The organism is Kitasatospora sp. NPDC008115, assembly GCF_042957205.1.
Taxonomy (GTDB): domain Bacteria; phylum Actinomycetota; class Actinomycetes; order Streptomycetales; family Streptomycetaceae; genus Kitasatospora.
Map to the genome: position 1 here is coordinate 81,643 of NZ_JBIBHU010000012.1, position 25,942 is coordinate 107,584.

Annotated in this window: 21 protein-coding genes and 1 tRNA gene; 16 read left to right on the forward strand and 6 right to left on the reverse strand. The window is 73.9% G+C overall.

Annotated elements, in window-relative coordinates; translation table 11 throughout:
- The first annotated feature begins 65 nt into the window (after nucleotides 1-65).
- The 5 genes from ACFZBX_RS17155 to ACFZBX_RS17175 all read left to right on the forward strand — a co-directional run bounded on the left by ACFZBX_RS17155 (nucleotide 66) and on the right by ACFZBX_RS17175 (nucleotide 7,433).
- Entirely contained in the window at nucleotides 66-839 is a 774-nt protein-coding gene (locus ACFZBX_RS17155) for an ABC transporter ATP-binding protein (RefSeq protein WP_391534557.1), read from the forward strand.
- Nucleotides 836-3,721 (forward strand): FtsX-like permease family protein, encoded by a 2,886-nt coding sequence (locus ACFZBX_RS17160; protein ID WP_391534558.1) that lies wholly within the window; start codon nucleotides 836-838, stop codon nucleotides 3,719-3,721. Before ACFZBX_RS17155 ends, ACFZBX_RS17160 begins: the two co-directional genes overlap by 4 nt.
- Before the next feature lie 136 nt (nucleotides 3,722-3,857).
- Nucleotides 3,858-5,270, forward strand: a complete 1,413-nt coding sequence (locus tag ACFZBX_RS17165; RefSeq protein ID WP_391534559.1) for a dipeptidase — start codon at nucleotides 3,858-3,860, stop codon at nucleotides 5,268-5,270.
- A 124-nt stretch (nucleotides 5,271-5,394) separates the two neighbouring features.
- Nucleotides 5,395-6,345: an NAD(+) diphosphatase gene (gene nudC, locus ACFZBX_RS17170; protein WP_391534560.1), complete on the forward strand. Its 951-nt coding sequence runs from the start codon at nucleotides 5,395-5,397 to the stop codon at nucleotides 6,343-6,345.
- A 218-nt stretch (nucleotides 6,346-6,563) separates the two neighbouring features.
- Nucleotides 6,564-7,433, forward strand: coding sequence for a GntR family transcriptional regulator (locus ACFZBX_RS17175; RefSeq protein ID WP_391534561.1), 870 nt, complete (start codon nucleotides 6,564-6,566; stop codon nucleotides 7,431-7,433).
- Between the two features lie 51 nt (nucleotides 7,434-7,484).
- On the opposite strand, the gene ACFZBX_RS17180 is transcribed toward ACFZBX_RS17175, so the two are convergent.
- Entirely contained in the window at nucleotides 7,485-7,742 is a 258-nt protein-coding gene (locus ACFZBX_RS17180; protein WP_380759055.1) for a mycoredoxin, read from the reverse strand.
- Nucleotides 7,743-8,048: 306 nt separating this feature from the next.
- On the opposite strand from ACFZBX_RS17180, the gene ACFZBX_RS17185 reads away from it, so the two are divergent.
- The 4 genes from ACFZBX_RS17185 to ACFZBX_RS17200 all read left to right on the forward strand — a co-directional run bounded on the left by ACFZBX_RS17185 (nucleotide 8,049) and on the right by ACFZBX_RS17200 (nucleotide 11,984).
- Complete coding sequence (locus ACFZBX_RS17185; RefSeq protein ID WP_391534562.1) at nucleotides 8,049-10,310, forward strand: ATP-dependent DNA helicase UvrD2; 2,262 nt, start codon at nucleotides 8,049-8,051, stop codon at nucleotides 10,308-10,310.
- A gap of 267 nt (nucleotides 10,311-10,577) precedes the next feature.
- A complete protein-coding gene (locus ACFZBX_RS17190; RefSeq protein WP_391534563.1) occupies nucleotides 10,578-11,054 on the forward strand; it encodes a hypothetical protein in 477 nt (158 codons plus the stop codon).
- Between the two features lie 169 nt (nucleotides 11,055-11,223).
- Nucleotides 11,224-11,589 (forward strand): WhiB family transcriptional regulator, encoded by a 366-nt coding sequence (locus ACFZBX_RS17195; protein ID WP_391534564.1) that lies wholly within the window; start codon nucleotides 11,224-11,226, stop codon nucleotides 11,587-11,589.
- On the forward strand, nucleotides 11,586-11,984 hold the full coding sequence (locus tag ACFZBX_RS17200) for a hypothetical protein (RefSeq protein ID WP_391534565.1): 399 nt from the start codon (nucleotides 11,586-11,588) through the stop codon (nucleotides 11,982-11,984). The genes ACFZBX_RS17195 and ACFZBX_RS17200 overlap by 4 nt, the downstream gene beginning before the upstream one ends.
- Before the next feature lie 115 nt (nucleotides 11,985-12,099).
- Here ACFZBX_RS17200 and ACFZBX_RS17205 read toward each other — a convergent pair whose 3' ends face one another.
- Both ACFZBX_RS17205 and ACFZBX_RS17210 read right to left on the reverse strand, forming a co-directional pair.
- Nucleotides 12,100-13,563 (reverse strand): ABC1 kinase family protein, encoded by a 1,464-nt coding sequence (locus ACFZBX_RS17205; RefSeq protein ID WP_391534566.1) that lies wholly within the window; start codon nucleotides 13,561-13,563, stop codon nucleotides 12,100-12,102.
- A gap of 588 nt (nucleotides 13,564-14,151) precedes the next feature.
- A complete protein-coding gene (locus ACFZBX_RS17210) occupies nucleotides 14,152-15,240 on the reverse strand; it encodes a ThiF family adenylyltransferase (RefSeq protein ID WP_391534567.1) in 1,089 nt (362 codons plus the stop codon).
- Nucleotides 15,241-15,495: 255 nt separating this feature from the next.
- Here ACFZBX_RS17210 and ACFZBX_RS17215 point away from each other — a divergent pair, with 255 nt between their 5' ends.
- Nucleotides 15,496-16,248, forward strand: a complete 753-nt coding sequence (locus ACFZBX_RS17215) for a M48 family metallopeptidase (protein ID WP_391534568.1) — start codon at nucleotides 15,496-15,498, stop codon at nucleotides 16,246-16,248.
- A 93-nt stretch (nucleotides 16,249-16,341) separates the two neighbouring features.
- On the opposite strand, the gene ACFZBX_RS17220 is transcribed toward ACFZBX_RS17215, so the two are convergent.
- Nucleotides 16,342-16,932 carry an NUDIX hydrolase gene (locus tag ACFZBX_RS17220; protein WP_391534569.1) on the reverse strand — a complete coding sequence of 197 codons (591 nt, stop codon included), beginning with the start codon at nucleotides 16,930-16,932 and terminating at the stop codon, nucleotides 16,342-16,344.
- Nucleotides 16,929-18,488 carry a zinc-dependent metalloprotease gene (locus ACFZBX_RS17225; RefSeq protein ID WP_391534570.1) on the reverse strand — a complete coding sequence of 520 codons (1,560 nt, stop codon included), beginning with the start codon at nucleotides 18,486-18,488 and terminating at the stop codon, nucleotides 16,929-16,931. The genes ACFZBX_RS17220 and ACFZBX_RS17225 overlap by 4 nt, the downstream gene beginning before the upstream one ends.
- A gap of 208 nt (nucleotides 18,489-18,696) precedes the next feature.
- Here ACFZBX_RS17225 and ACFZBX_RS17230 point away from each other — a divergent pair, with 208 nt between their 5' ends.
- The 4 genes from ACFZBX_RS17230 (at nucleotide 18,697) to ACFZBX_RS17245 (ending at nucleotide 21,878) form a co-directional block, all read left to right on the forward strand.
- A complete protein-coding gene (locus ACFZBX_RS17230; protein WP_391534571.1) occupies nucleotides 18,697-19,845 on the forward strand; it encodes an NAD-dependent epimerase/dehydratase family protein in 1,149 nt (382 codons plus the stop codon).
- Between the two features lie 47 nt (nucleotides 19,846-19,892).
- Complete coding sequence (locus ACFZBX_RS17235; RefSeq protein ID WP_391534572.1) at nucleotides 19,893-20,351, forward strand: molybdenum cofactor biosynthesis protein MoaE; 459 nt, start codon at nucleotides 19,893-19,895, stop codon at nucleotides 20,349-20,351.
- A 183-nt stretch (nucleotides 20,352-20,534) separates the two neighbouring features.
- Complete coding sequence (locus ACFZBX_RS17240) at nucleotides 20,535-20,723, forward strand: hypothetical protein (protein ID WP_391534573.1); 189 nt, start codon at nucleotides 20,535-20,537, stop codon at nucleotides 20,721-20,723.
- Nucleotides 20,724-20,801: 78 nt separating this feature from the next.
- Complete coding sequence (locus tag ACFZBX_RS17245) at nucleotides 20,802-21,878, forward strand: PDZ domain-containing protein (RefSeq protein ID WP_380763574.1); 1,077 nt, start codon at nucleotides 20,802-20,804, stop codon at nucleotides 21,876-21,878.
- A gap of 81 nt (nucleotides 21,879-21,959) precedes the next feature.
- On the opposite strand, the gene ACFZBX_RS17250 is transcribed toward ACFZBX_RS17245, so the two are convergent.
- Nucleotides 21,960-22,523, reverse strand: a complete 564-nt coding sequence (locus ACFZBX_RS17250) for a PPA1309 family protein (RefSeq protein WP_380763572.1) — start codon at nucleotides 22,521-22,523, stop codon at nucleotides 21,960-21,962.
- A 200-nt stretch (nucleotides 22,524-22,723) separates the two neighbouring features.
- Between ACFZBX_RS17250 and ACFZBX_RS17255 the strand changes: the two genes are divergently transcribed.
- On the forward strand, nucleotides 22,724-25,726 hold the full coding sequence (locus ACFZBX_RS17255) for a UPF0182 family protein (RefSeq protein ID WP_391534678.1): 3,003 nt from the start codon (nucleotides 22,724-22,726) through the stop codon (nucleotides 25,724-25,726).
- Nucleotides 25,727-25,793: 67 nt separating this feature from the next.
- A tRNA-Met gene (locus ACFZBX_RS17260) sits at nucleotides 25,794-25,867 on the forward strand.
- The last annotated feature ends 75 nt before the right edge of the window (nucleotides 25,868-25,942 follow it).

Here is a 25,942-nt window from a genome sequence, read left to right on the forward strand (position 1 = left end):
AACCTCAGAACCACGGCCCGCGCCCCCGACACCGCGCGACGGGCCCCACCACAGCAGGGGGAATCGTGTCCCACACCGGTCCGAGCGGAAACGGCGCCGGCGCCGTCCTGCACCTGGACAACGTCACCCGCGTCCACGGACAGGGCGCCGCCGAGGTCAAGGCGCTGCGCGGCATCGACCTCAAGGTCCACCCCGGCGAGTTCGTCGCCGTCATGGGCCCCTCCGGCTCCGGAAAGTCCACCCTGCTCACCCTCGCCGGCGGCCTCGACACGCCCAGCGCCGGGCAGGTCCTGGTCGAGGGCGTCGCCCTCGGCGGACTCAGCCGCAAGAAGCTCGCCGAGGTCCGCCGCCGCTCCGTCGGCTACGTCTTCCAGGACTACAACCTGATCCCGGCCCTCACCGCCGCCGAGAACATCTCCCTGCCGCGCGAACTCGACGGCCTGTCCACCCGCGCCGCCCGCCGCGAGGCCCTCGCCGCCCTGGAGGAACTCGGCATCCCCGAACTCGCCGACCGCTTCCCCGACGACATGTCCGGCGGCCAGCAGCAGCGCGTGGCCATCGCCCGAGCCCTGATCGGCGACCGCCGCCTCGTCCTCGCCGACGAACCCACCGGCGCCCTCGACTCCACCACCGGTGAGTCCGTCCTCGCCGTGCTGCGCGCCCGCTGCGACGCCGGCGCCGCCGCCATGATGGTCACCCACGAAGCCCGGCACGCCGCCTGGGCCGACCGCGTCGTCTTCCTGCGCGACGGCCGGATGGTCGACGAGAGCGCCAGCCAGGACGCCGGCAGCCTGCTCGTCGCCGCCGCCGCCAACGCGAAGGGCCCGGTGGCGCAGTGAGCCTCGCTTCCTGGCGGGTCGCCCTGCGCATCGCCCGCCGCGACGCCCTGCGCGCCAAGGGCCGCAGCGCCCTCGTCGTCGCCATGGTCGCGCTGCCCGTCCTCGGCGTCGCCGGCGCCGACGTCGTCTTCCGCAGCGCCGAACTCGACCCCGTCGAGAAGATCGTCCGCACCATGGGCCAGGCCGACGCCTCCCTGGAGATCCTCGAACGCGGCGCGATCGTCATGCAGACCCCCGACCCCGAGGTCGACCGCACGATCACCACCGTCGACGAGGCGAAGACGGAGAACGGCAAGCCCGTCCTCACCCCCGAGCAGCAGCGCGGCCTCGACACCGCGCCCGCCGACCTCGCCCGGCAGCTGCTGCCCGGCGCCACCCTCGTGCCGCTGCGCTCGGGCCCCTACATCACCACCAGCACCGCCGAGGGCCTCGCCAACGTCCGGGTCACCGAACTCGACCTCGCCAACCCCGTCTGGCGCGGCCGCTTCGACATGGTCAAGGGCCGCGCCCCCAGCGCCGACCACGAGATCGCCGTCTCCCAGGAGTTCCTCGACACCTCCCGGCTGAAGATCGGCGACCGCACCTCGCCCCGGGGCCTCGAAGCCACCCCGTACACCATCACCGGCGTCGCCGAACACCCCGGCGACCTGCGCGGCTCCGACCTGTTCGCCCGCCCCGGCGCCCTGCTCGACCCGCTCGCCAAGCTGCCCGGCGCCGACGCCGGCTCGCGCGGGCGCACCTCCGTCAGCGACGACGTCAACCGCTGGCTCGTCCAGCTCCCCGCCGGGGGCGCCCTGGACTGGGCCAAGGTCATGGAGCTCAACAAGCACGGCTTCCTCGTCGCCTCCCGGACGGTGATCCTCGACCCGCCGCCCCGCTCCGAGGTGCCGTACTACGCCTACCAGGAGAGCCAGGGCGGCGGCAGCGGCCCCACCCCGTTCCTCGACCGGACCTCCGTCGTCATCCTCGGCACCGTCGTCGGCATGGCCCTGCTGGAGATCGTCCTGCTCGCCGGCCCCGCCTTCGCCGTCGGCGCCCGCCGCTCCCGCCGCCAGCTCGGCCTGCTGGCCGCCGGCGGCGGAGACCGCGCCCAGGTGCGCGCCGTCGTCCTCGGCGGCGGTGTGGTCCTCGGCCTCACCGGCGCCGTCGTCGGCCTCGGCCTCGGCATCGGGCTGGTCGCCCTGCTGCGCACCTGGGCCGAGGAGTTCGCCGGTGAGCGTTTCGGCCACTTCGACCTCCAGCCGCTCGACCTGCTCGGCATCGTCCTGATCGGCCTGGTCACCGGCCTGCTGGCCGCCGTCGTGCCCGCCGTCCAGGCCTCCCGGCAGGACGTCGTCGCCGCCCTCACCGGCCGCGACACCCTCAAGCCGCCCAGCCGCGCGCTCGCCCTGTCCGGCCTGCTCATGCTCGGCGGCGGCTCCGCCCTCGCCCTGCTCGGCGCCACCGGCGGCTTCGGCGGCCGCTCCCTCGCCGTCCTCGGCGGCTCGGCCATCGCCGAACTCGGCATGGTCGCCCTCGCCCCCTACCTGGTCGGCCTCTTCGGCCGGATCGGCCGCTGGCTGCCGCTCGGCCCCCGCCTCGCCCTGCGCGACTCGGTGCGCCACCGCGGCCGCACCGCCCCCGCCGTCGCCGCCGTCATGGCCGCCGTCGCCGGTTCCGTCGCCGTCGGTGTCTACGTCGCCAGCGCCGACGAACAGCAGCGCCGCGAGTACGTCGCCTCCGGCCCCGCCAACGCCGTCATCCTCTCCAGCGGCTGGGGCGCCGGCTCCGACGGCTCGCTGCTGCCCCAGATGCGCGGCGCCGTGCAGAACACCGTCCCCGCGCTCGGCACCCGCGCCGACGTCCAGCGCGTCAACTACCTGGGCGACTGCATGGTCACCCGCAGCGGCACCTGCGGCTACGTCACGCTCGTCCTGCCCGAGGAACGCCGCTGCCCCGCCTGGGGCCGCACCAAGCTGCAGGTCACCCCGGAGGAACACCGGCGGCTGACCAGCGAGGACCCGCGCTGCCGGGAGGCCCGCATCTCCCACGGCAGCCCCTTCGGCACGGTCCAGGCCGGCGACGGCGCCCTGCTGCGCAACCTCTACGACGTCACCGACCAGGCCGCCGTCCAGGCCCTCGCCGCCGGAAAGGCCGTGGTCTTCGACGAGCGCTACATCAAGGACGGCAAGGCCATCCTGGAACTCACCGAGGCGGCGAACGAGAACGACCCCGAGGCCCAGCCGGCCGTCCACCCCGTCACCGTCGACGCCCACCTCGCCGCCACCCCGCAGGGCTCCACCGACCTGACCGTGCTCAGCCCCGACACCGCGCTGCGCCTCGGGCTCACCACCCGCGACGCGGGCTCGGTGTGGCGGCCCGACGCCCCGACCGGCGAAACCGCGGAGCAGAAGGCCCGCGCCTCGCTCGCCAAGCTCTCCGACGGCGTCCAGTTCGAGATCGAACGCGGCTACCAGTCCCCGGGCGACCTCATCACCCTCGGCCTCACCGCGTTCGCCGGCCTGATCGCGCTCGGCGCCGCCGGCATCGCCACCGGCCTGGCCGCCGCCGACTCCCAGCGCGACCTCACCACCCTCGCGGCGGTCGGCGCCGCGCCGCGGATCCGGCGCACCCTGTCCGGCTTCCAGTGCGGCGTGATCGCCGCCATGGGCGCCCTGCTCGGCGCCGTCGCCGGCATCGTGCCCGCGGTCGCCCTGCGCAAGGTCGAGGGCGCCGCGGACACCTACGCCGGGATGAGCCTCCAGGAGGAGGCGGCCAAGGGCATCGTGGTGTTCCCCTGGCTCAACATCGGCGCCACCGTGATCCTGCTGCCGCTGCTCGCGGTGGCGCTGGCGGCGCTGCTCACCCGCTCGCGGATCTCGCTGCTGCGCCGGAGCGGCTGAGCCCGTCGCACCGCTTCGCCCCCGTCACCCCGGACGCCCGCGCGCGTCCGGGGTGACGGACGTAACAGGCCCGGGGGTGCCCACGCTTCGGGACCGGGGCCGCTCGCGGGTACCCGGGCGAACTAAAGTCGTCCGTATGACGAGAACTCCGGACAGCGTCGTCCGCTCCTTCATCGACCAGCACCGGTCCGACTTCCTCGCGGACCTCGCCGACTGGCTCCGCATCCCCTCGGTGTCCGCCGACCCGGGCCGGGCCGGCGACGTCCGCCGTTCCGCCGAGTGGCTGGCCGCCAAGCTGCGCGACACCGGCTTCCCGGTCACCGAGGTCTGGGAGACGGACGGCCTGCCGGCGGTCTTCGCGGAGTGGCCCTCCGGGGACCCGGACGCGCCGACCGTGCTCGTCTACGGCCACCACGACGTGCAGCCCGCCGCCCGGGAGGACGGCTGGGCGACCGAGCCCTTCGAGCCGACCGTGGTCGGCAACCGGCTGTACGCCCGGGGCGCCGCCGACGACAAGGGCCAGGTGTTCTTCCACACCCTGGGCGTGCGCGCCCACCTGGCCGCCACCGGCCGCACCGCGCCGGCCGTCAACCTGAAGCTGCTGGTCGAGGGCGAGGAGGAGTCCGGCTCCCCGCACTTCGCCGACCTGGTGCGCCGCGAGGCCGGCCGGCTGGCCGCCGACGTCGTGATCATCTCGGACACCGGCATGTGGTCCGAGACCACGCCGACCGTCTGCACCGGCATGCGGGGCCTGGCCGACGCCCAGATCGACCTGTACGGGCCGGACACCGACATCCACTCCGGCTCCTTCGGCGGCGCCGTGCCCAACCCGGCCACCGTCGCCGCCGAGCTGGCCGCCGGCCTGCACGACGCCGACCACCGGGTCGCCGTCCCCGGCTTCTACGACGGCGTGGTCGAGCTGACCGACCGCGAGCGCGCGCTCTTCGCCGAGCTGCCCTTCGACGAGGCGGCCTGGCTGCGGACCGCCAAGTCGTACGGCACCCGCGGCGAGGCCGGGTACTCCACCCTGGAGCGGATCTGGGCCCGCCCGACCGCCGAGGTCAACGGCATCTGGGGCGGCTACACCGGCCCCGGCGGCAAGACGATCGTGCCCGCCTCGGCCCACCTGAAGCTCTCCTTCCGGCTGGTCGCCGGCCAGGAGGTCGAGAAGGTCCGCGAGGCCGTCCGCTCCTGGGTGGCCGACCGGGTGCCCGACGGCATCCGCTACGAGCTGGTCTTCCCGGGCGCGACCCGGCCCTGCCTGACCCCGCTCGACCACCCGGCGCTGCAGTCCACCGTCCGGGCGATGGGCCGGGCCTTCGAGCAGAAGATCCTCTTCACCCGTGAGGGCGGTTCCGGCCCGGCCGCCGACCTCCAGGACGTGCTCGGCGCCCCGGTGCTGTTCCTCGGCATCTCGGTGCCCTCGGACGGCTGGCACTCGGTGGACGAGAAGGTCGAGCTGGACCTGCTGGCCAAGGGCGTCGAGACCGCCGCCTACCTGTGGGCCGACCTGGCCGAGAACTGGCGGCCGGGCGGCGAGCGCGCGTGAACCGCGGGCGAGCGCGCGCGGACCGGGCCGGGTGCGTCCCGGCCCGGCCGCCCGCGCGAACCCGCACGCGGGACCCGAACCCGAACGTGGGACCCGAACCGTCCGGAAGACTCATCACGTGGGGATGGAACAGTTGAGCACCGTGCCTGAGACCGAACGCCCGCTGCACCTGGCGCTGGCCCGGGCCGGGGTGGACCGGGCGGCCCAGCACCGGTTCGACGAGCCCTGGCTGGCGGCCGCGTGGAGCCACCCGTCCACCAAGGTGCTGCCGATCGCCGGCGGCGAGGCGTTCGTGGTGGACACCGGGCAGGGGACCGAGCTGGTCCTGCTGCCCTCCTTCGAGGCGCCGCAGAACGGCGACCGGTACTTCCTCGGCACCGACGAGGACGGCGTCTCCTACTTCGCGCTGGCCGGCGAGAGCCTGCCGGGCCGGTTGGACGGCGACGCCCGCCCGGCCGGGCTGCGCGAGGTCGGCGCGCTGCTCTCCGACCGGGACGCCGGGCTGCTGGTGCACGCCGTCGCGCTGGAGCACTGGCACCGGCTGCACAGCTTCTGCTCGCGCTGCGGCCACCCGACCGAGAAGGCCGGCGCCGGGCACGTGCGGCGCTGCACCTCCTGCGCGGCCGAGCACTACCCGCGCACCGACCCGGCGGTGATCATGCTGATCACCGACGAGCAGGACCGCTGCCTGCTCGGCCGCCAGGCGCTGTGGCCGGAGGGCCGCTGGTCGACGCTGGCCGGCTTCGTCGAGCCGGGGGAGTCGATCGAGCAGGCGGTGGTGCGCGAGGTGCGCGAGGAGGCCGGGGTCGGGGTCACCGAGGTCTCCTACGTGGCCAGCCAGCCGTGGCCGTTCCCGTCCAGCCTGATGCTGGGCTTCCTGGGCCGGGCGGACCCGGAGGGCAGCGCGATCACCGTGGACGGCGAGGAGCTGGCGGAGGCGCGCTGGTTCTCCCGGGAGGAGCTGCGGGCGGGCATGGCGGCGGGGGAGATCCTGCCGCCGTCCGGGATCTCGATCGCCCGGCACCTGGTCGAACTCTGGTACGGCGAACCGCTGCCGTCGGCGGCCCGCTGGTAATTCCGGACGGGCCCCGGAGCGTTCCGGGGATGGGGGCGCGCGGAGTTGATCCGCGCGCCCCCAATTTCCTTTTCGAACCCGTCTCCCCAGGATGTTCGTAACCGGAGCGGCCCTGTTCAGTACGGCCGTCGGAGCCCGGGCCGGCGGTGTCACCGATCCCGGCGGACTTTGCCGCAAACGCCTGAAAGCCCCTCACCCGGATCGCTACATTCACTCGGGTGACAATCCCCCGGGGCACCGCCCAATCCCCCAAATACCAGCGCCTCGCCGCCGACCTGCGCCGCCGGATCGCCGAGGGCGAGTTCACCACCGCCGCCGCGCTGCCGGTCGAGAGCGAACTGGAACGCCAGTACGGCGTCGCCCGCAACACCGTCCGCCTCGCCGTCGACGTCCTCGTCAACGAAGGCCGGCTGGTCCGCCTCCAGGGCAAGGGCACCTATCTGCGCGAGCACCCCGTGCTCGACCACCGCGCCTACGGGCCCGCCCCCCGCCTCGAACCGCAGGACGCCCTCCCGCGCGACGCCGCACCGCGCGACTGCCTGGCCGTGCCCAGCGCCGTCTACCGCGGCGAGGCCGCCGAGAGCGGGCGCGAACTGACCGTCGACTTCGAGATGATGATCGTCCGGGCCCGCGTCGACATCGCCGAACGGCTCGGGCTGCGCCCCGGCGAGGCCATCGTGGTCCGCCGCCAGCTGCGCATGCTCGACCGCGAGCCGTACTCGATCGAGGAGAGCCACTACCGGGCCGGTCTCGCCGCCGGCACCCCGCTGATGGAGCCCGACCAGATCGACGGCGGGGACGAGGCGGTGCTCGCCGCCCTCGGGCGCACCGAGATCGGGGCCGTCGACCACCTGGTCGCCCGGATGCCGGGGCCCGAGGAGGCCCAGTGGTTCCAGGGCGGGCCCGGGGTGCCGCTGATGGTCCAGACCCGGGTCACCTACGACCGGCGCGGGCCCGTGCGGGTCATCGAGACCCGCTACTCCGCGGACCGCAGCCGGCTGGTCTACGGGGTCGGCGACCTCGGCGCCCGGGCCTCGCTGCCCGCGCCCGCGGCGCCCGTCGACCCCGCCCGGGCCGGCGCGCCGTAGCCGCGGTGGGCGGGCGCGCCGGCCGTCGGGTGCCGGCCGTCGGGCCGCGCGTCAGGCCGCCAGGGCCTTCTTGACCTGCAGCAGGCTCGGGTTGGTCATCACGACCTGCTCGCCGCCGCCGGCCGGCTGCACCAGCACGGTCGGAACGGTCTGGTTGCCGTTGTTCACCGACTCGACGAAGGCCGCCGACGCCGGGTCCTCCTCGATGTTGATCTCGGTGTAGCCGATGCCCTCGCGCTGCAGCTGGCTCTTGAGCCGGTTGCAGTAGCCGCACCAGGTCGTGCTGTACATCGTCACGCTGCCGGACATCGAGGGGACTCCTTCGAAGTAGGGGAGGGGCCTGCCAGGGGGCGCCGCGCGGGTCGCGCGGCTCCGGGGGGACAACGTCCACCGCCCGCGGGTCATTCCGCGCGCCGGCCGGCCGGACCGTACTGGTGTGCGCCCACCCGTTACTGGCGTGCGCCCACCCGCACCGGCGTGCGCGCACCCGAACCGGCGCGGAGTCGAGCGCACGCGCCCCTGAGTGCCACAACCCGCCGTCCGCGTCGCGATCATCCGGCGATCACACCGCCCCTGTGGACAACCCCGCCCGGGATGTCCGTGCGGACTGAGAGGATGGAACGCATGCAGGAAGACCTCTTGAGCGGCAGCCCGTTCGACGGACACCAGGACGCCCACCGCCACGGCGACCCCGCCGGCGGACCCGACGCCGTCCTCGCCGGACTCGACCCCGAACAGCGGGCCGTCGCCACCGCCCTGCACGGTGCCGTCTGCGTCCTCGCCGGCGCCGGCACCGGCAAGACCCGCGCCATCACCCACCGCATCGCCTACGGCGTGCGCAGCGGCGTCTACCAGCCCCAGCAGGTCCTCGCCGTCACCTTCACCGCCCGCGCCGCCGGCGAGATGCGCGGCCGGCTGCGCCAGCTCGGCGCCGACGGCGTCCAGGCCCGCACCTTCCACGCCGCCGCGCTGCGCCAGCTCCAGTACTTCTGGCCGCGCGCCGTCGGCGGACCCGTTCCCCAGCTGCTCGAACGCAAGGTCCAGCTGGTCGCCGAAGCCGCCGGCCGCTGCGGCCTGCGCGTCCAGCGCACCGAACTGCGCGACCTCACCGCCGAGATCGAATGGGCCAAGGTCACCCAGACCGGGCCCGACGACTACCCCGCCGCCGTCGCCAAGTCCGGCCGCGAAGCCCCCCGGGACCCCGCCGAGACCGCCCAGGTCTACCGCGTCTACGAGGAGACCAAGAGCCGCCGCGGCAACATCGACTTCGAGGACGTCCTGCTGCTCACCGCCGCCATCCTGGAGGACCGCCCCGACATCGCCGACCAGGTCCGCGCCCAGTACCGGCACTTCACCGTCGACGAGTACCAGGACGTCTCCCCGCTCCAGCAGCGCCTCCTCGACCAGTGGACCGGTCCCGGCGGCGGCGCCAGCCTCTGCGTCGTCGGCGACGCCAGCCAGACCATCTACTCCTTCACCGGCGCCACCCCCGACTACCTGCTCGGCTTCCGCACCCGCCACCCCGAGGCCACCGTCGTCAAGCTGGTCCGCGACTACCGCTCCACCCCGCAGGTGGTCCACCTCGCCAACGGACTCCTCGCCCAGGCCCGCGGCGAGGCCGCCCGCCACCGCCTCGAACTCGTCTCCCAGCGCGAGGCCGGCCCCGAGCCCGTCTACACCGAGTACGAGGACGAGCCCACCGAGGCCGAGACCACCGCCCGCCGGATCAAGGAACTCCTCGCCGCCGGCGTGCGCGCCAGCGAGATCGCCGTCCTGTTCCGCACCAACGGCCAGTCCGAGGTCTACGAGCAGGCCCTCGCCGACCTCGGCGTCCCCTACCAGCTCAAGGGCGCCGAGCGGTTCTTCGAACGCCCCGAGGTCCGCGACGCCGGCGTCCTGCTGCGCGGCGCCGCCCGCGCCGCCTCCGACCCGGTCACCGACGGCGCCCCCGACCTCGCCGGCCAGGTCCGCGCCGTCCTCGCCACCCGCGGCTTCACCGCCGAACCCCCCGCCGGCTCCGGTGCCGTCCGCGACCGCTGGGAGTCCCTCGCCGCCCTCGTCCGGCTCGCCGAGGAGTTCGAACGCGGCCGCACCGCCGAGGGCCTGACCACCGACCTCGCCGCCTACGTCGCCGAACTCGACGCCCGCGCCGCCGCCCAGCACGCCCCCGCCGTCGAAGGCGTCACCCTCGCGTCCCTGCACGCCGCCAAGGGCCTCGAATGGGACGCCGTCTTCCTGGTCGGCCTCACCGAGGGCACCCTGCCGATCATCTACGCCAAGACCGACGAGCAGGTCGAGGAGGAACGCCGCCTCCTCTACGTCGGCGTCACCCGCGCCCGCAAGCACCTCACCCTCTCCTGGGCGCTCTCCCGCTCCCCGGGCGGCCGCGCCTCCCGCAAGCCCAGCCGCTTCATGGACGGGCTGCGCCCCGGCTCCAGCGCCCCCGGCACGCGCCCCGCCGGGCGCGGCGGGCGCGGCGGGGAGGGCGGCGAACGCTCCGCCGGGCGCCGGGTCCGCGGCCCGGTCACCTGCCGGGTCTGCGGGCGGGCCCTCACCGAGGCCGTCGAGCGCAAGCTCCGCCGCTGCGAGGGCTGCCCCTCCACGATGGACGAGGCGCTCTACGAGCGGCTGCGCGAATGGCGCGCCGCCCAGGCCCGCGAACAGGGCGCCCCCGCCTACGTCGTCTTCACCGACGCCACCCTGATGGCCATCGCCGAGGACGTCCCCGCCAACCGGCAGGAGCTCGCCGGCATCTCCGGGGTCGGCGCGATGAAGCTGGACAAATACGGGGCCGCCGTGCTCTCGTTGTGTGCGGGGGAGGAGCCCGTCAGGGATCCGGTGGACGTCACGGACGACCAGCCGGACGAACCGGCCTGAGCCGGTCCGGGGCGATCGCAGCGGGCGTCGGGAGGCGCCGCGGAGACCGTCGGGAAACTCGCCGGAAAAATAGTTTGCGCGCCGTACCGGGAGCGCAATAGCCTGCCGGAGCGGTCAAGGGGACGCGATCGGCCCAGGGTGACGCCTGTCGCCGTGTGTTCCTATACCCACAGCCTTACAGCTCCACAGCTTTACCGAGACAGACATCCGAACAGTTCGGAGCCCGGGAGACCAGGCTCCGCGAGACGCCGAGAGGAGGCGAATGCAGTGGAAACCATGATCACCAAAATGACTGGCCAGGCCGTCAACGCCGCCTCGCTGCGTGCCGCCGATCTGCGGCTCGCCGTCGAGCTGTGCGGAACCGGTCTGGGTCTTGACACCACCGGTGTCTCCGTCGTTCCCGCCTCCCTCGCCCCCGCTGTCAGTGGCCTCGGACACACTGGCTCCGGCAGCACCGGCATCCAGGGCGGCAGCCTCGACGGCACCAGTGTCAAGACTGGTCTGTCCCGCGACTGGGCGTCGGCCGACGCTTCGCGCTCCCTGCGTGATGAGCGACCGACCCAGGCACCGAAGACGGCCGTAGCCGTCGCCATGCATGGCGGCTATGCGCAGGTCATCGGTGCCGGAAACGCCCAGAAGCAGAACGAGCAGCAGATCAACCAGGCCATGGCCGCCTTTACGGGCGCCACGGCCATCCGGATGTGGGCCTTCCGCGGCCCCGAACCCTGGAGAGAACGAACCTGAGCCAGCCTCAGGTCGGCGCCTCCAGGGCCGCGGAATCCCACATCACCGGGATCCGCGGCCCTTCTGTTTTGTCCGGTACGCAAGACCACCCAGGCCCCCCGGGGCCTCCGGCCCAGCCCCACCAGTCAGCTGAGCCGGACCCACTGAGAAGACGAGGAAGACGCCCACAGTGTCCACGGTCATCACGCCGCCCACCCCGTCCGTACCGCCGACAAGCCAGCTCAAGGCCGACCAGGCCGACCCTCCGGAGGTTCTCCCCATGCAGTTCACCTCGATCGACCAGGCCGAGGAGCTCGGGCTCCCCATCCCGTGCCGTGCCTTCGACCCCGAGGTCTTCTTCGCCGAGACGCCCGCCGACGTCGAGTACGCGAAGTCCCTCTGCGGCACCTGCCCGGTCAAGGACGTCTGTCTCACCGGTGCCCTCGAGCGCCGCGAGCCCTGGGGCGTCTGGGGTGGCGAGCTCTTCGTCCAGGGTGTCGTCGTGGCCCGCAAGCGGCCGCGTGGCCGCCCGCGCAAGACCGAGGTCGCGGCGTGAACCCCGCGTCCGGAGCCGGAACCGTCCGCCGGGGAGAGCAGCCCCCGCTGGACGACGCCCTCCGCCGCTCCGTACGCCTCGCCGCCGCCAAGGCCGACGCCGCCCGCATCCACCCCTTCCCGACGACGCACCACGAGCAGGACCACCACATGACCGCCGCCGCCATCGATCCGACCGTCCGCGCCGAGCAGACCACCGAACTCCAGATCCAGAACAGGACCCTTGAGATGCAACTCATCCATGAATCCCTGGCCCGGGCGCATATGCAAGAGCGCCTCCAGGAGGCCGAGCACCAACGGCTCGTCGGCCGGCTCGCCCGGGCCCACAAGCTCAAGCAGAAGGCCGAGCGCGCCTCGCTCCGCGCCCGCAAGGCCCTCGCCGTCGCCCTGATGTGACCGGGACGCCGGCGCATTAGCGTGTCACCGGCCCACCGGGCCAGGACCCCCGTCGTGCCGCAGGCCGCCCCCCGACACCGGGAGGCGGCCTGCGGCCGTCGCGACGGACGGTGGATCAGTCCTCCGCCGACGGGCTCCGGCGCCTGGCCGGGGCCGCCGCCTTCCTGGGCGCCGCCTTCTTCGCCGCGGGACTCCTCGCCGGCGCCTTCTTCCTGGCCGGGCTCGCGGCCGTCCGCTTCCCCGGCGCCCCCGGCTCGGCGAACTCCGGCAGCCACTCCAGCATCTCCGCCCGGAACGGCGCCTTGGCACCCAGCTGACACAGCACGCCGATCGTGCTCAGCGTCACCCGGTGGATCAACAGGTACGACGGCGGCAGGTTCAACTGCTTGCCCAGGTTGTACGCGGGCGACCGCGGATCGGCGATCCGCGCCGCCTGCGCCCGCATCCACGCCCGGGTGAAGTGGAACGACTCCACTGCCGCCGGCTCGATGATCGGCAGCAGGTAGTCCAGCACCGCGTCCGGATCCAGCTCGACCGAGGGCTTCACGAAACCCTCCTCGCGCAGCATCGTCAGCACACCCGCTGCGTCCCCGGCCAACGCCATCCGCAACGACGCCCCGATCGGCGCCGGCAAGCCGCCCGGCAACCGGTCCACCGTCCCGAAGTCCAGCACCCCCAGCCGCCAGCCCCCCACCGGGCCGTCGTCCTTCAACAGCCGGAAGTTGCCCGGATGCGGATCCGCGTGCAACAGCCCCGTCCGCGACGGACCGGCGAACAGGAACCGCGCCAGCAACCGGCCCGCCTGGTCCCGCTCCTCCTGCGAACCCGAGGCGATCACCTCGGCCAGCGGCGTGCCGTCCATCCACTCCGACACCAGCACCTGGTCCGCCTGCGCCACCACGCCCGGCACCACGATCTCCGGATCGCCTGCGAACTCCTCCGCGTGACGGCGCTGCGCCTGCGCCTCCAGCTCGTAGTCCAGCTCCTCGGCGACCCGCTCCCGCAGCTCCGTGATCAGCGGCTTGATGTCCAGGCCCGGAATCAGCGGACCCAGCAGCCAGGCCACCCGGCTCAGCTGCGACAGGTCCGCCAACAGCGCGTCCCCCGCCCCCGGGTACTGCACCTTCACCGCGACCACCCGGCCGTCGTGCCACACCGCCCGGTGCACCTGGCCGATCGAGGCGGCCGCCGCGGGCCGGTCGTCGAACTCCAGGAACAGGCTCCGCCAGTCCTCGCCCAGGCGCTGCGCCAGCGCCGCGTGCACCTTCGCGGCCGGCATCGGCGGCGCGGCGTCCTGGAGCTTGGTCAGGGCCGCCCGGTAGGGGCCGGCCACCTCCTCGGGCAGGGCGGCCTCGAAGACGGACAGCACCTGCCCGAACTTCATCGCCCCGCCCTTGAGCTCGCCCAGGACCTTGAACAACTGGTCGGCGGTGGCCTGTTGCAGTTCGGCGGTCACCACCTCGGCCGACCGGCCGCCGATCCGCTTCCCGAGACCGAGGGTGGCCCGGCCGGCTATCCCCAGCGGCAGGGCGGCGAGTCTTGCCGTGCGGGTCATTGCCTTGCGCGGAAGATCGCTCACCCGGGCCTCCAAGTCGACACGCCCAAGGCCCCCGCGGCGGAGGCCGACCGTCATACGCCATTGTGCCCGTTCGCCGCCGCGGCCCCGGCCGTAATCCGCCGCCCCGCGGCCCCGCCGCAGCACCCCTCACCCTTCTTCGGGGGCCCCCTCCCCCCCCCGCCCCCACCCCACCCCTCCTCCTCCGATCCTCGGCGCCTCGGCATCGCCGAGGCGCCGAGGCAGCCCAAGGCACCGCAGCCGCTGCCCGGACACATCGCCCCTGGCCCAGGCGATCCCGCCAAGCCTGAGGCACATTGCCACCATCACCCGGGCACGCCGACCGTCGACCTGGCACCGCTCCGGCGGCCACCCGCCGGAGCGGTGCCGAAGTCATCGACCCGAAGCCGTCCTGGGTGGTTGCCCGACCGGTTGCCGGGGCCGGGCCGCCCGTGCCTGTCTCGCGGTTTCGTCGTCCTTGCCCGAGGCCGCCCCGGGGTGGCAACCTGCGCGGTGCCGCAGTTGCCGCTCCCGTGGCGTCCCGACCGGGTGTCGCCACTGCCTCTCCAATCGCTTGACGGACCCGCCTCCGGCAGCCGCCGGAGGCGGGCCTCAGTGCGGTGGTGTCGGCTGCCAGAGGCAGCCGCAGTCCGGGTGGCCCTTGAGCCGTAGGCGGCGGACCATGCCGTCCACGGCGGACAGTTCGCACCAGCCGTCCACGCTGGGCGGTCGGCCGCCGTCCAGGTGGACCTGGACGTGCAGTGCCGCGAGGCCGGCGACCGAGGTCGCCAGGGCGGTGTCGCAGGCCGGGGTGGGCGCCCGCCCAGGGCCGCCTTCGGCGAGCTGGGCGAGGATCCGGGGCCAGGCGGCGTCCTCGTCCTCCCGGGTCAGGACCAGGCAGTGGCCGCAGGCCGAGACGCCCGGCAGGACCAGGGGCCCGACCACCCCGTACTCCTCCACCACCCCGACGTACAGGTGCGGGACCCCGGCCCGGAGCAGCTCGCGGGCCTGGGGCGTGCCGCCGGCGAACGCGCCGCTGCCGTCCCGGGGTGCGAGCACCACCAGGTCGGGCAGCCCCGGTCTCGGCTGCCGGCTGCGCCGGCCGGGGCGGCGCGCGGTGGCGCGGTCGACGGCCTCGCGGGAGGCGGTGGCCCGGAGCCGGCCGACGTCGGCCGGGGGCAGTCCGGCGGGGGAGCAGTCCGCGGGGGTGACCCGGCCGGAGTCCACCACGGAGACCGTGCCGATGCCGCCCGCCGCGAGGACGGCGGCGACGGCGGCGCCGATCCGCCCCGCGCCGCGGACCTCGACCGCGTGCTCGGGCCGCCGGGCCAGGACGGCGGGGGCGGCGCCCGGGGGCGCGTGGATCAGTGACAGCGACGCGAGGTCGGGGCCGAGCAGGTCGCGGTGCGGCTGGGGGAAGCGGGCCAGGGCCTCGGCCGAGGCCTGGGCGTCGTCGAGCACCCCGGCCTCCTCCAGCAGGTCGAGCAGGGAGTCGGCGGGGTCGCGCCCGAAGCCGATCCGCTCGCCCTCGGCGAGGAGCGCGGGCCGGTCGCGGGTCCCGTCGACGAGGCCGAGGAACTCGCGCAGGGCCTTGTCGGCGGCGTGGCCGAGCACCCCCGCGTGCTGCGGGATGGTGCCGAACTGGAGGGTGTCCGAGTCCCGCCAGCTGCGGGAGAGGGCGGGCTTGAGGGCGAGGCGCACGGCGGTCTTCCTTCCGATGGTTTCCGGACGGCTGACGGCAGCATGCCCGATCGGGGCGACGGGGTGCGCCGCGTTGTCCACAGGCACGGGCGCATCATCGGATGATCCGTTTGCACACCCTGTGGATAACTTGGCGTCCGGCCCGGCGTCGGATTCCGGACACCTGCCGTCGGCCTTTCGTTCCCGATCGCTCCACGAAACATTTCGGCCATGGCAGCGGACTTCTGCCAGGGGGAGCGGGTAACGTCGTGTGCCATGGCAGCCGAACGGGACTCCCATCCCTCGGCGTCGCCTCGGCGTGCCCGTGCAGCGTCCGGGTCGCACGTGGCGGCGCCGAGTACGCGCGGGCGTCCGGAGCAGCGTCCTGATCAACGCCCTGATCAGCGGCCCGACCAACGCTCCGAGCAGCGCCCGGAGCCGCAGCCAGGAGCCGCCCGCGAGCCGCTCGACCGGTCCCGGGTGGAGGTGCGGCGCAGCGCCCGCCGCAGCCGGACGGTGTCCGCCTACCGCGAGGGCGACCGCACCATCGTGCTGATCCCGGCCCGGATGTCGCACGCGGAGGAGCAGCGCTGGGTCGCGCAGATGCTGGAGAAGCTGGCCGCGCAGGAGAGCCGCCGGGTGCTGGGTGACGACGCGCTGGTGGCGCGGGCGCGGGAGCTGTCGACGGCCTATCTGGGCGGTCGCGCCCGGCCCTCCCAGGTCCGCTGGGTGACCAATCAGAATTCGCGCTGGGGGTCGTGCACCCCGAGCGAGCGGACGATCCGGCTCTCGCACCGCTTGCAGGGGATGCCGGAGTACGTGGTCGACTACGTGCTGCTGCACGAGCTGGCGCACCTGCTGGTGCCGGACCACGGCCCGGACTTCTGGGCGCTGTTGGAGGCGTATCCGCGGACGGAGCGGGCGCGCGGCTATCTGGAGGGCGTGGTGTCGGCGGCCCGGCTGCCGCACATCCCGGGGGCCCGGCACGGGGCGCCGGCGGAGGCCGGCCCGGCGGAGTCCTGCGGCTGAGCGGCCGTCGGAGGTCGTCGGGAAGGACAAACGGGAGGGGCGCGGGCCGATGCGGCCCGCGCCCCTTCCGTTGTCCGGGCGCTCCCGGGTGCTTCAGCCGGTGAGTTCGCGGGCGCGCGCCACCAGCTCGCGCACGGAGTGGTCCGTGAGCTCGGGCAGGCGGTCGTAGTCGAACCAGCGCAGGTCGAGCGACTCCTCGCTGATCAGCGCCTGGGCGCCGGGCGGGGCCACCGCGATGTACTGGACGTCGAGGTGGGTGTTCTCGGGCCGGTCCTTGCCGGTGCAGCGGACCTGGTGGCGGTCCAGCTTGGCGGGGACGGGCACGCCGTCGCGGGTGAGCAGGACGAGGTCGGGGATGCCGGACTCCTCGGTGGCCTCCCGCAGGGCGGCCGAGGCGAGGTCGCGGTCACCGGGCTCGCAGTGCCCGCCCATCTGCAGCCACCGGCCGACCTTGGGGTGCAGGGTCAGCAGCACGCGCCCGGCACCGGGGTCGACCACGGCGGCGCTGGCGGTGATGTGGGCGGGCAGGCAGGAGCGGTAGAGGCCGTCCGGCTGCTCGGCGAGGTGCCGCAGGTACGCGAGGCGCAGCCGGTCCTGCTCGGGGTCGGCGGGCCGCCACTCGTCCAGGGCGCGGACCGCGTCGGCGTGCAGGCCGTCGGCGCGGTCCGTCTCGGTGGCCGTCATGCGGTGGGCTCGCCCTTCCCCTGCTCGTCGTCTCCGGACCCGTCGTCGTCCTTCGTCAGGTCGGGCTTCGCGGAGCCGGGGCCCCGGTCGGCGGCGCCGCCCGCGGCGGCCTCGCCGAGCAGCTTGTCGAGGGCGTCGAAGTCGATGCCGCCCTCCAGGTCGCCGCTGCCCCGGTGCACGAAGGCGTCCGGGTCGTCGAGGTCGGCGGCGGTGGGGAGCATGTCCGGGTGCTGCCAGAGGTCGTCGCGGCCCTCGGTGCCGCGGGCGTCGGCGAGCAGCGCCCAGAGCCGGGCGGCGTCGCGCAGCCGGCGCGGGCGCAGTTCGAGGCCGACCAGGGTGGCGAAGGTCTGCTCCGCGGGCCCGCCGGCGGCGCGGCGGCGCCGGACGGTCTCGCGCAGCGCGACCGCCTGCGGCAGATGGGGCTCGGCGGCGGCGTGCACGACGGCGTCGACCCACCCCTCGACGAGGGCGAGCGCGGTCTCCAGGCGGGCGAGCGCGGCCTTCTGCTCGGGGGTGTCCTCGGGCTGGAGCAGGCCGCCGGCGAGGGCCTCCTGGAGGGCCTCGGGGTTGCTCGGGTCGAGCTGGCCGACGAGCTCCTCCATGCGGGAGCTGTCGACCTTGATGCCGCGGGCGTAGGCCTCGACGGCGCCGAGCAGGTGGGCGCGCAGCCACGGCACATGGGCGAAGAGCCGCTGGTGGGCGGCCTCGCGCAGGGCCAGGTAGAGGCGGACCTCCTCGGCGGGCACGCTGAGGCCCTCGCCGAACTCGGCGACGTTCTGCGGCAGCAGCGCGGCCTTGCCGGCCGGGGCGAGCGGCAGGCCGACGTCGGCGGAGCCGACCACCTCGGCGGCGAGGGCGCCGAGCGCCTGGCCGATCTGGGTGCCGAACATGGCGCCGCCCATGGAGCGCATCATGCCGAGCAGCGGGCCGGCCATGGCCTGCATCTCCTCGGGCAGGACGCCGCCCATGGCGTTGCCGACCCGCTCGGCGACCGGGTCGACGAGGTCCTTCCAGACGGGGAGGGTGGCCTCGATCCACTCGGCGCGGCTCCAGGCGACGGCGGTGCCGGCGCCGGAGGGGAAGGTGGTGACGCCGTCGAGCCACAGGTCGGCGAGGCGGACGGCCTCGGCGACGGCGGAGCGCTCGGCGGCGCTGACCGAGCGGTCCTTGCTCTTGCCCTCGGCGGGCTCGGCGACGACGGTCTGCCGGGCGATGTCCTTGGCGAGGTCCCAGTTGACCGGGCCGCCCTCGAAGGAGAGCATCTGGCCGAGCTGCTGGAAGGCGGCGCCGAGGTCGTTGGGGTTGAGGCCGCCGAACATCGCGGCGAAGGGGTTGTCGCCGGCGCCGGGCCCGCCCGCGCCGGGCATCCCGGGCATGCCGGGCAGGCCCATGCCGAACAGGGCGCCGAGCGGGTTGCCGCCGGAGAAGCCGAAGGGCTGCGGGCCGCCGGACTGGGCGCCGCCCTCGTCCTTCTTCTTCTGGTCGTCGTCGGGCTTGGCCTTGCCGTCCTCGGGCTCCTCGGGCGGAACGCCGAATCCGAAGGGAAGGTCGCTCACGGGGTCCTCGATCCGGTCGGCCGTCATACGGGTGGTGGCGGTGAATCTGCGTGCCCGGGGCGGTCGGCGGAGTGGGGGACTCCCGGCCGGTGGGCGGCTCCCGCGCGGCTGGCCCGCGCCGGGTGCACCGCCGGGCCTCCGCCTCGGGCAGGATGGACGTACGTGACACACGTACGTACGCACATAAGCTAACCGTGGAGGATGGCCGGTGAGTTCCCCGCCCTCGGACGTTCGCTCTGGGCTGACCGGAGGAGAGGACGCCCCGGACATCACGGCGTCGCCGCCTCCAGCCTATGCCGGAAGGCCGCTGACCGTGGCGGTCACGGGTGCCGCCGGGGTGCTCGGCGAGCGGGTCTCGGCCCGGCTGGTCGCCTCGCCGGGGGTGAAACGCGTCCTCGCGGTCGACGACCGGCGCGGCGAGGTGCCCGGGGTGCAGTGGCGGGTCCTGGACGTGCGGGACCCGGCGGTCGCCGAGCGGCTGGCCGGGGTGGACGTCGTGGTCCACCTGGCGATGGACCTGGGCATGGAGTCGGACCCGCGGGCGCGCAGCGCCTACAACGTGCGCGGCGCGCAGACGGTGCTGACGGCGGCCGCGGCGGCCGGGGTGCCCCGGGTGGTGCTCTGCACGTCGGCGATGGTCTACGGCGCGCTGGCGGACAACGAGGTGCCGCTCGCGGAGGACTCGGAGCTGCGGGCGACCGAGGAGGCCTCGCTGGTCGGGGACCTGCTGGAGATCGAGCGCCTGGCGCGCCGCGCGCCGCGGGCGCACCCGGGGCTGCAGGTGACGGTGCTGCGCCCGGCGGTGGTGGTCGGCCCCGGGGTGGACACGGTGCTGACCCGGCACTTCGAGGCGCCGCGGCTGCTGGTGGTGGCGGGCTCGCGCCCGTGCTGGCAGTTCTGCCACGTGGACGACCTGGCGGCGGCGCTGGAGTACGCGGTGCTGGGCCTGGTCGAGGGCGAGGTGACGGTCGGCTGCGACGGCTGGCTGGAGCAGGAGGACGTGGAGCGGCTGTCGGGGATCCGGCGGATGGAGCTGCCGGCCTCGCTGGCGCTGGGGACGGCGGCGCGGCTGCACCGGCTGGGGCTGACGCCGGCGCCGGCCGGGGACCTGGCGTACACGATGTACCCGTGGGTGGTGTCGGGCAGCCGGCTGCACGAGGCGGGCTGGCGTCCGGCGCACACCAACGAGGAGGTGCTGGCGGAGCTGCTGGAGCAGGTGGCGGGCAAGCACGCGGTGGCGGGGCGCCGCCTGGGCGGCAAGGAGGCGGCGACGAGCCTGGGCGCGGCGGGGGCGACGGTGGCGCTGGTGGGTACGGCGGCGCTGGTGCGCAGGGCGCGCAAGCGGCGCCGGTTCTGACCGGTTCCCGGCGGCGGCCCCGGGCGGTGGTCCGGGGCGCCCCGGGGATGGGCAATCATGGGGCCATGTCCGAGAACCACGACCCGGTCCGCCTGCTCGCAATCCGCGACACCCCGCTCTCGCTCGACGAGGTGTACGAGGCGGTCGGTGACGACGCGGCCGGCGGCACGACCGTCTTCGTCGGGACGGTCCGCGACCACGACGGCGGCCGGCCGGTCTCCGTGCTGGAGTACAGCTGCCACCCGTCGGCGGAGCGGGAGCTGCGCCGGGTCGCCGAGAAGGTCGTGGCCGACTTCCCGGTGCGGGCGCTGGCCGCGGTGCACCGGGTCGGCCGGCTGGGGATCACCGACAAGGCCGTGATCGTGGCGGTGTCCTGTGCGCACCGCGGTGAGGCGTTCGCCGCGGCCCGCCGGCTGATCGACGACCTCAAGCACGAGGTGCCGATCTGGAAGCACCAGGTGTTCGCGGACGGCGGCGAGGAGTGGGTCGGCGCCGGCGACTGCTGAGCACCCGTCGGGCTCCCTCGTCGCGCGACGCGCCGGTCGCTCACTCGAACGGGTGTGGCCCGGCGGGCCCGGTACTCCCTGGCAGTGAGCCGATCGGCCGTGCCGTAACCCGGACGGCGCCCGTGGCGTTGTCCGCCGGGATGGTTAATCTGCTCATAGACACGACGAGCTGGGAGTACTGAGATGGCTGCGCTCGCCTGGTTGATCATTCCCTGCGTCGCCGCGGTGGTCGCCGCCGTGTGGGCGGGTTGGGCCCAGCGGGCCCCGAGAGCGACGGGGGACCCGGCCTCGCTGGCCGAGCACCAGCGGTTCATGGCCGCGATGGAACGCACCACGGCCACCGGCGCCCCGCAGGAGCGCCCCGAACGGTAGGACGTGTCCCGGGGGCCGGGGCCCCACCGGGCCCGGCCCGCCGGGCGCGCCGTCATCGGCGTCCCGTACTGTCGAGGCATGCCACGCCGCTCTGCGACGATGCTCGCCGCCACCCTGCTGCTCATAGCGCTGCTCTGCGCCTCGGTGCTGATGAAGGTGCCGTACACCGAGATGAGCCCGGGCCCGACGTACAACACGCTCGGGGTGCAGGAGAAGACGGGGACCCCGGTGATCACCATCACCGGCCACGAGTCGTTCCCGGCGAGCGGGCACCTCAATATGACGACCGTCCAGGTCACCGGCGCCAAGTACGAGCCGAGCCTGGTCAACGCGGTGGTCGGCTGGCTGCGCGACGACGTGTTGGTGGTGCCGCACGACAACGTCTACCCGAAGGGCCAGAGCGACGCCGACGCGAAGCGGCAGAACGCCGAGGAGTTCGCGCTCTCCGAGGACCACGCCCGGACCGCGGCGCTGAGCCAGCTCGGCATCCCGATGGGCAGCGAGCTGATCGTCCAGAGCGTCACCGCCGGCGCCCCGGCCGAGGGCCGGCTGCACGCCGGGGACCAGATCGTCGCGGTGGACGGCACCCCGGTCGCCGACGCGGACGCGGTCGCCAAGGCCGTCACCCGGCACCAGCCCGGCGAAGCGGCGGTCTTCACCGTGGTGCCGCGGGTCAAGGACGGCTCGGCCGAGCCGGGTGTGCGCACCGACATCAGCGTCCCGACCGTGAAGTCGCCGGACACCGGCTCCGCGATGGTCGGCATCCGCCCGGGCCTGCGGCACACCTACCCGTTCCGGATCGACATCGGGCTGCAGGACGTCGGCGGGCCCAGCGCCGGCCTGATGTTCTCGCTCGGCATCATCGACAAGCTGACCCCGGGCGACCTGACCGGCGGACGGTTCGTGGCCGGCACCGGCACCATCACCGACGAGGGCGAGGTCGGCCCGATCGGCGGCATAGCGATGAAGCTGATCGCCGCCCGGGACGCGGGCGCCGAGTACTTCCTCGCCCCGGCGGCGAACTGCGCCGAGGCCGCCAAGAACACCCCGTCCGGGCTGGACCTGGTCAAGGTGGAGACGCTGGACGGCGCGCTGAAGGCGCTGGAGCAGATCCGCTCCGGGCAGACCTCCGCGCTGCCGTCCTGCACGTCCTAGCCGCTCCCGAGGCCCCGAGCAGGCCCGGGGCGGGCCCGAGACCCGGGGCCCGGGGCAGACCCGAGACCCGGGGCCCGGCGCCTACGAGAAGGTCGCCAGCAGCGCTTCGGTGAGGCCCGGCACCAGGTCGGGGCCGGTCAGCACCTCGCGGGCGGTGTCCTTGGAGCGCAGCCGCAGCGCGATCTCCTTGCTGCCGTCGCGCAGCACGGCGGCGGTGATCCGCACCTCCTCGCGCTTGGGGTGGTTGGCCACCCACTCGGCGAGCTGGGCGTCGCTGGCGTTGCGCGGGCGGGACTGCTCGGCGCCCGGCGGCAGCATCAGGCGCTCGACGACCAGGGCGCAGCCGGCCACCGCGCCGGGCCAGGCGATGGTGCCGAGGAACTTGTCCAGCTCCATGCCGGCGGGCAGCTCGTCCTGCTCGACCGGGGTGAGGCCGGGCTCGTTGCCGTCGGCGAGGCCGAGCTGCTCGGCGATGCGGGGGTCGGCCTTGCGCAGGGCGGCGCTGTCCACCAGGGCGAAGAGGCGGGCCGGGAGGTCCCAGCCGAGGGTGGCGGCGTACTCGTCGATCTCCAGGGCGGCCCGGGTCAGCGGGCTGCCGGCCGGGAGGGTGGAGACGTCGTCGGGGAGGTTGGATCCATCGGACATGTCTCAATCCTCACACGTCGGGCGACCGGTGCGTCGCGCCCGCCGCTCGTGGGCAGGGGAAGGGACGGACGGGGGAGGGCCGGGGGGAGGTTGTCGTAACCGTCTGCTAACGGTGGGAACTCGGCCAAAGACTGGTTAAGTTGCACTGAAGACCGACCGACTCAAGACGACACAGCTGAGGTGCCACCGTGGTATTCCAGATGCCGGAACGCTCAGGGCCGGGGTTCCGGCGCAGAGTAGGCCCGCCCTCAAGGCGAGCGCGGGTGCTCCTGCTGACCCTGGGCGTGCTCGCGGTGCTGTTCCTCCTGTTCGTCATGTTCGCCGGGTTCTGGACGGACTGGCTCTGGTTCAGGTCGGTCCGCTACACCTCGGTCTTCACCACCCAGTTGTGGACGAAGATCGGCCTGTTCGCGGTGTTCGGGCTGCTGATGGCGGTGATCGTCGGCTTCAACGTCTGGCTGGCGCACCGGCTGCGCCCGCCGCTGTCGGCGATGTCGGTGGAGCAGCAGAGCCTGGACCGCTACCGCTCGGGCCTGGCGCCGTTCAAGCGCTGGGCGCTGCTCGGCGTCTCGCTGGTGATCGGGCTGGTGGCGGGCGCCGCGGCCTCGGGCCAGTGGCGGACCTGGCTGCTGTGGACGAACGGCACGCCGTTCGGCACCAAGGACCCGCAGTTCGGCAAGGACATCTCGTTCTACGCCTTCGACCTGCCGTTCTACGAGTTCCTGCTGGGCTTCGCGTTCAGCGCGGTGATCGTCTCGCTGCTGACCTCGGTGCTGGTGCACTACCTGTACGGGGGGCTGCGGCTGCAGGGCCCCGGGCGGCGGGCGAGCACCGGCGCGCAGGGGCACCTGGCGGTGCTGCTGGGCGTGTTCGTGCTGCTGAAGGCGGTGGCGTACTGGCTGGACCGGTACGCGCTGGCGGTGAAGACCGGCTCCTACAAGGGCGTGTCCGGCTGGACGGGCCTGCGGTACGTGGACGCGAACGCGTTCCTGCCGGCGAAGACGATCCTGTTCTTCGTCGCGGTGATCTGCGCGGTGCTGTTCTTCCTGACCCCGGTGCGCCGCACCTGGGCGCCGGCCCTGATCGGCCTGGGCCTGATGGTGCTGTCGGCGGTGCTGATCGGCGGGGTGTACCCGGCGATCGTGCAGCAGTTCCAGGTCAAGCCGAACGAGCAGGCCAAGGAGACGCCGTACATCCAGAAGAACATCGACGCGACACGTGAGGCGTACGGGATCGCCGACAGCGAAGTGGTCCAGTACGAGCCGGCGAACGGCACCAGCGCGGAGGCGCTGAAGCCGGACTCGCAGACCATCTCGGACATCCGCCTGCTGGACCCGAACGTGGTCGGCCCGACCTTCCAGCAGAACGAGGCGCTGCGCAAGTACTACGCGTTCCCGAAGTCGCTGGACGTGGACCGGTACGGCGACCAGGACACCGTGCTGGGCGTGCGCGAGCTGGACCTCAACGGCATCCAGCGGAACTGGATCAACGACCACTTCAACTACACCCACGGCTACGGCGTGATCGCGGCCAAGGGCAACCAGGTGGACGCCAACGGCAACCCCGTCTACACCGAGTCGGCGCTGCCGACGAAGGGCGCGTTCGGCGACTACCAGCAGCGGATCTACTACGGCGAGAAGACGACGACGTACTCGATCGTCGGCGGCGGCTACCAGGACATCGACTACACCGCGGAGAACGGCACCCCGGTGCACTTCTCCTACGACGGCGACAGCGGTGTCGGCCTGGGCAACCCGCTGACCCGGGCCGCGTACGCGGTGAAGTTCGCCGAGCCGCAGATCCTCTACTCCAGCGCGATCCGCGACGGCGCGAAGATCATCTACGACCGCACGCCCAAGGAGCGGGTGGAGAAGGTCGCGCCGTGGCTGTCGATCGACGCCGACCCGTACCCGGTGGTGGAGAACGGCCGCGTGGTGTGGGTGCTGGACGGCTACACCACCTCGGACGGCTACCCGTTCTCGTCGAAGACGACGCTGGGCGACGTCACCAAGGACTCGCTGACCAACCAGCGCGGTGAGCTGCTGACCGCCGCGAACCAGGTCAACTACATCCGCAACTCGGTCAAGGCCACCGTGGACGCGTACACCGGCGAGGTGACGCTCTATCAGTGGGACGAGAACGACCCGGTGCTGAAGACCTGGATGAAGGCGTTCCCCGGCACGGTGAAGGCGAAGGCCGACATCCCGTCGGAGCTGGCGCCGCACCTGCGCTACCCGCAGGACATGTTCAAGGTGCAGCGCGACCTGCTCGCCGAGTACCACATGACCGACGCCGGCGGCTTCTTCAACGGCACCGACATCTGGCAGGTGCCGACCGACCCGACGACCAACAGCAACGAGGTGCAGCCGCCGTACTACCTGACCGTCCGGATGCCGGACGCGAAGGAGGCGTCGTTCTCGCTCACCACGACCTTCGCGCCGCAGGGCCGTGACAACCTGGCCGCGTTCATGTCGGTCAGCGCCGACCCCGGCCCGGACTACGGGAAGATCCGGATCGCCAAGATCCCGACCGGATCGGGGGCGCTCGGCCCCAAGCAGGTGCAGGCGAAGTTCAACTCGGACCCGCTGGTCGCCAACCAGCTGACCCTGCTGAAGACCGGCACCGACTCCGACATCGAGTACGGCAACCTGCTGACCCTGCCGGTCGGCGGCGGCCTGCTGAACGTCGAGCCGGTCTACCTGATCGGGCGCAGCGCCAAGGTGCCGGTGCTGAAGAAGGTGCTGGCGACGTACGGGAACGAGAACGCGGTCGTCGCGGTGGAGGACAACCTGGAGAAGGCGCTGGCCAAGGTGCTCGGCGGGGCGGCGCCGGGCGCGCCGGTCACGCCCACGGCGCCGGGCACCACCACGCCGCCCAGCCCGACGAACCCGACGACGCCGACCACGCCGACGACCCCGACCACTCCGGTGCCGGGGGCCACGGTCTCGCCGGAGCTGCAGAAGGCGATCGCGGACGCGGTGAAGGCCAACAACGACAGCCAGGCCGCGTTCAAGAACGGTGACTGGGTGGCCTGGGGCCAGGCCCAGAAGGCGCTCAACGACGCGCTCAAGGCGGTCGAGGCGGCCGAGCAGAAGGCCGGGATCACCCCGGCCCCGGCGCCGGCGGAGACGGCTCCGGCCACCCCGCCGGCCACCCCGCCGGCGACCGGGGCGGCCTCGCCCGCCCCGAGCAGCGGCCCCTGAGCTGCGGCGATCCCGCGCTGACCGATTTCGGCTCCACCCCGCGCCCGTGCTATGGTTTAACCACCGACGCGGGGTGGAGCAGCTCGGTAGCTCGCTGGGCTCATAACCCAGAGGTCGCAGGTTCAAATCCTGTCCCCGCTACTCAGTAGCACGAAGGCCCGGAGGATTCTTCCTCCGGGCCTTCGGCGTTTGCGCGCGCGGGCGGGCGGGGCCGCT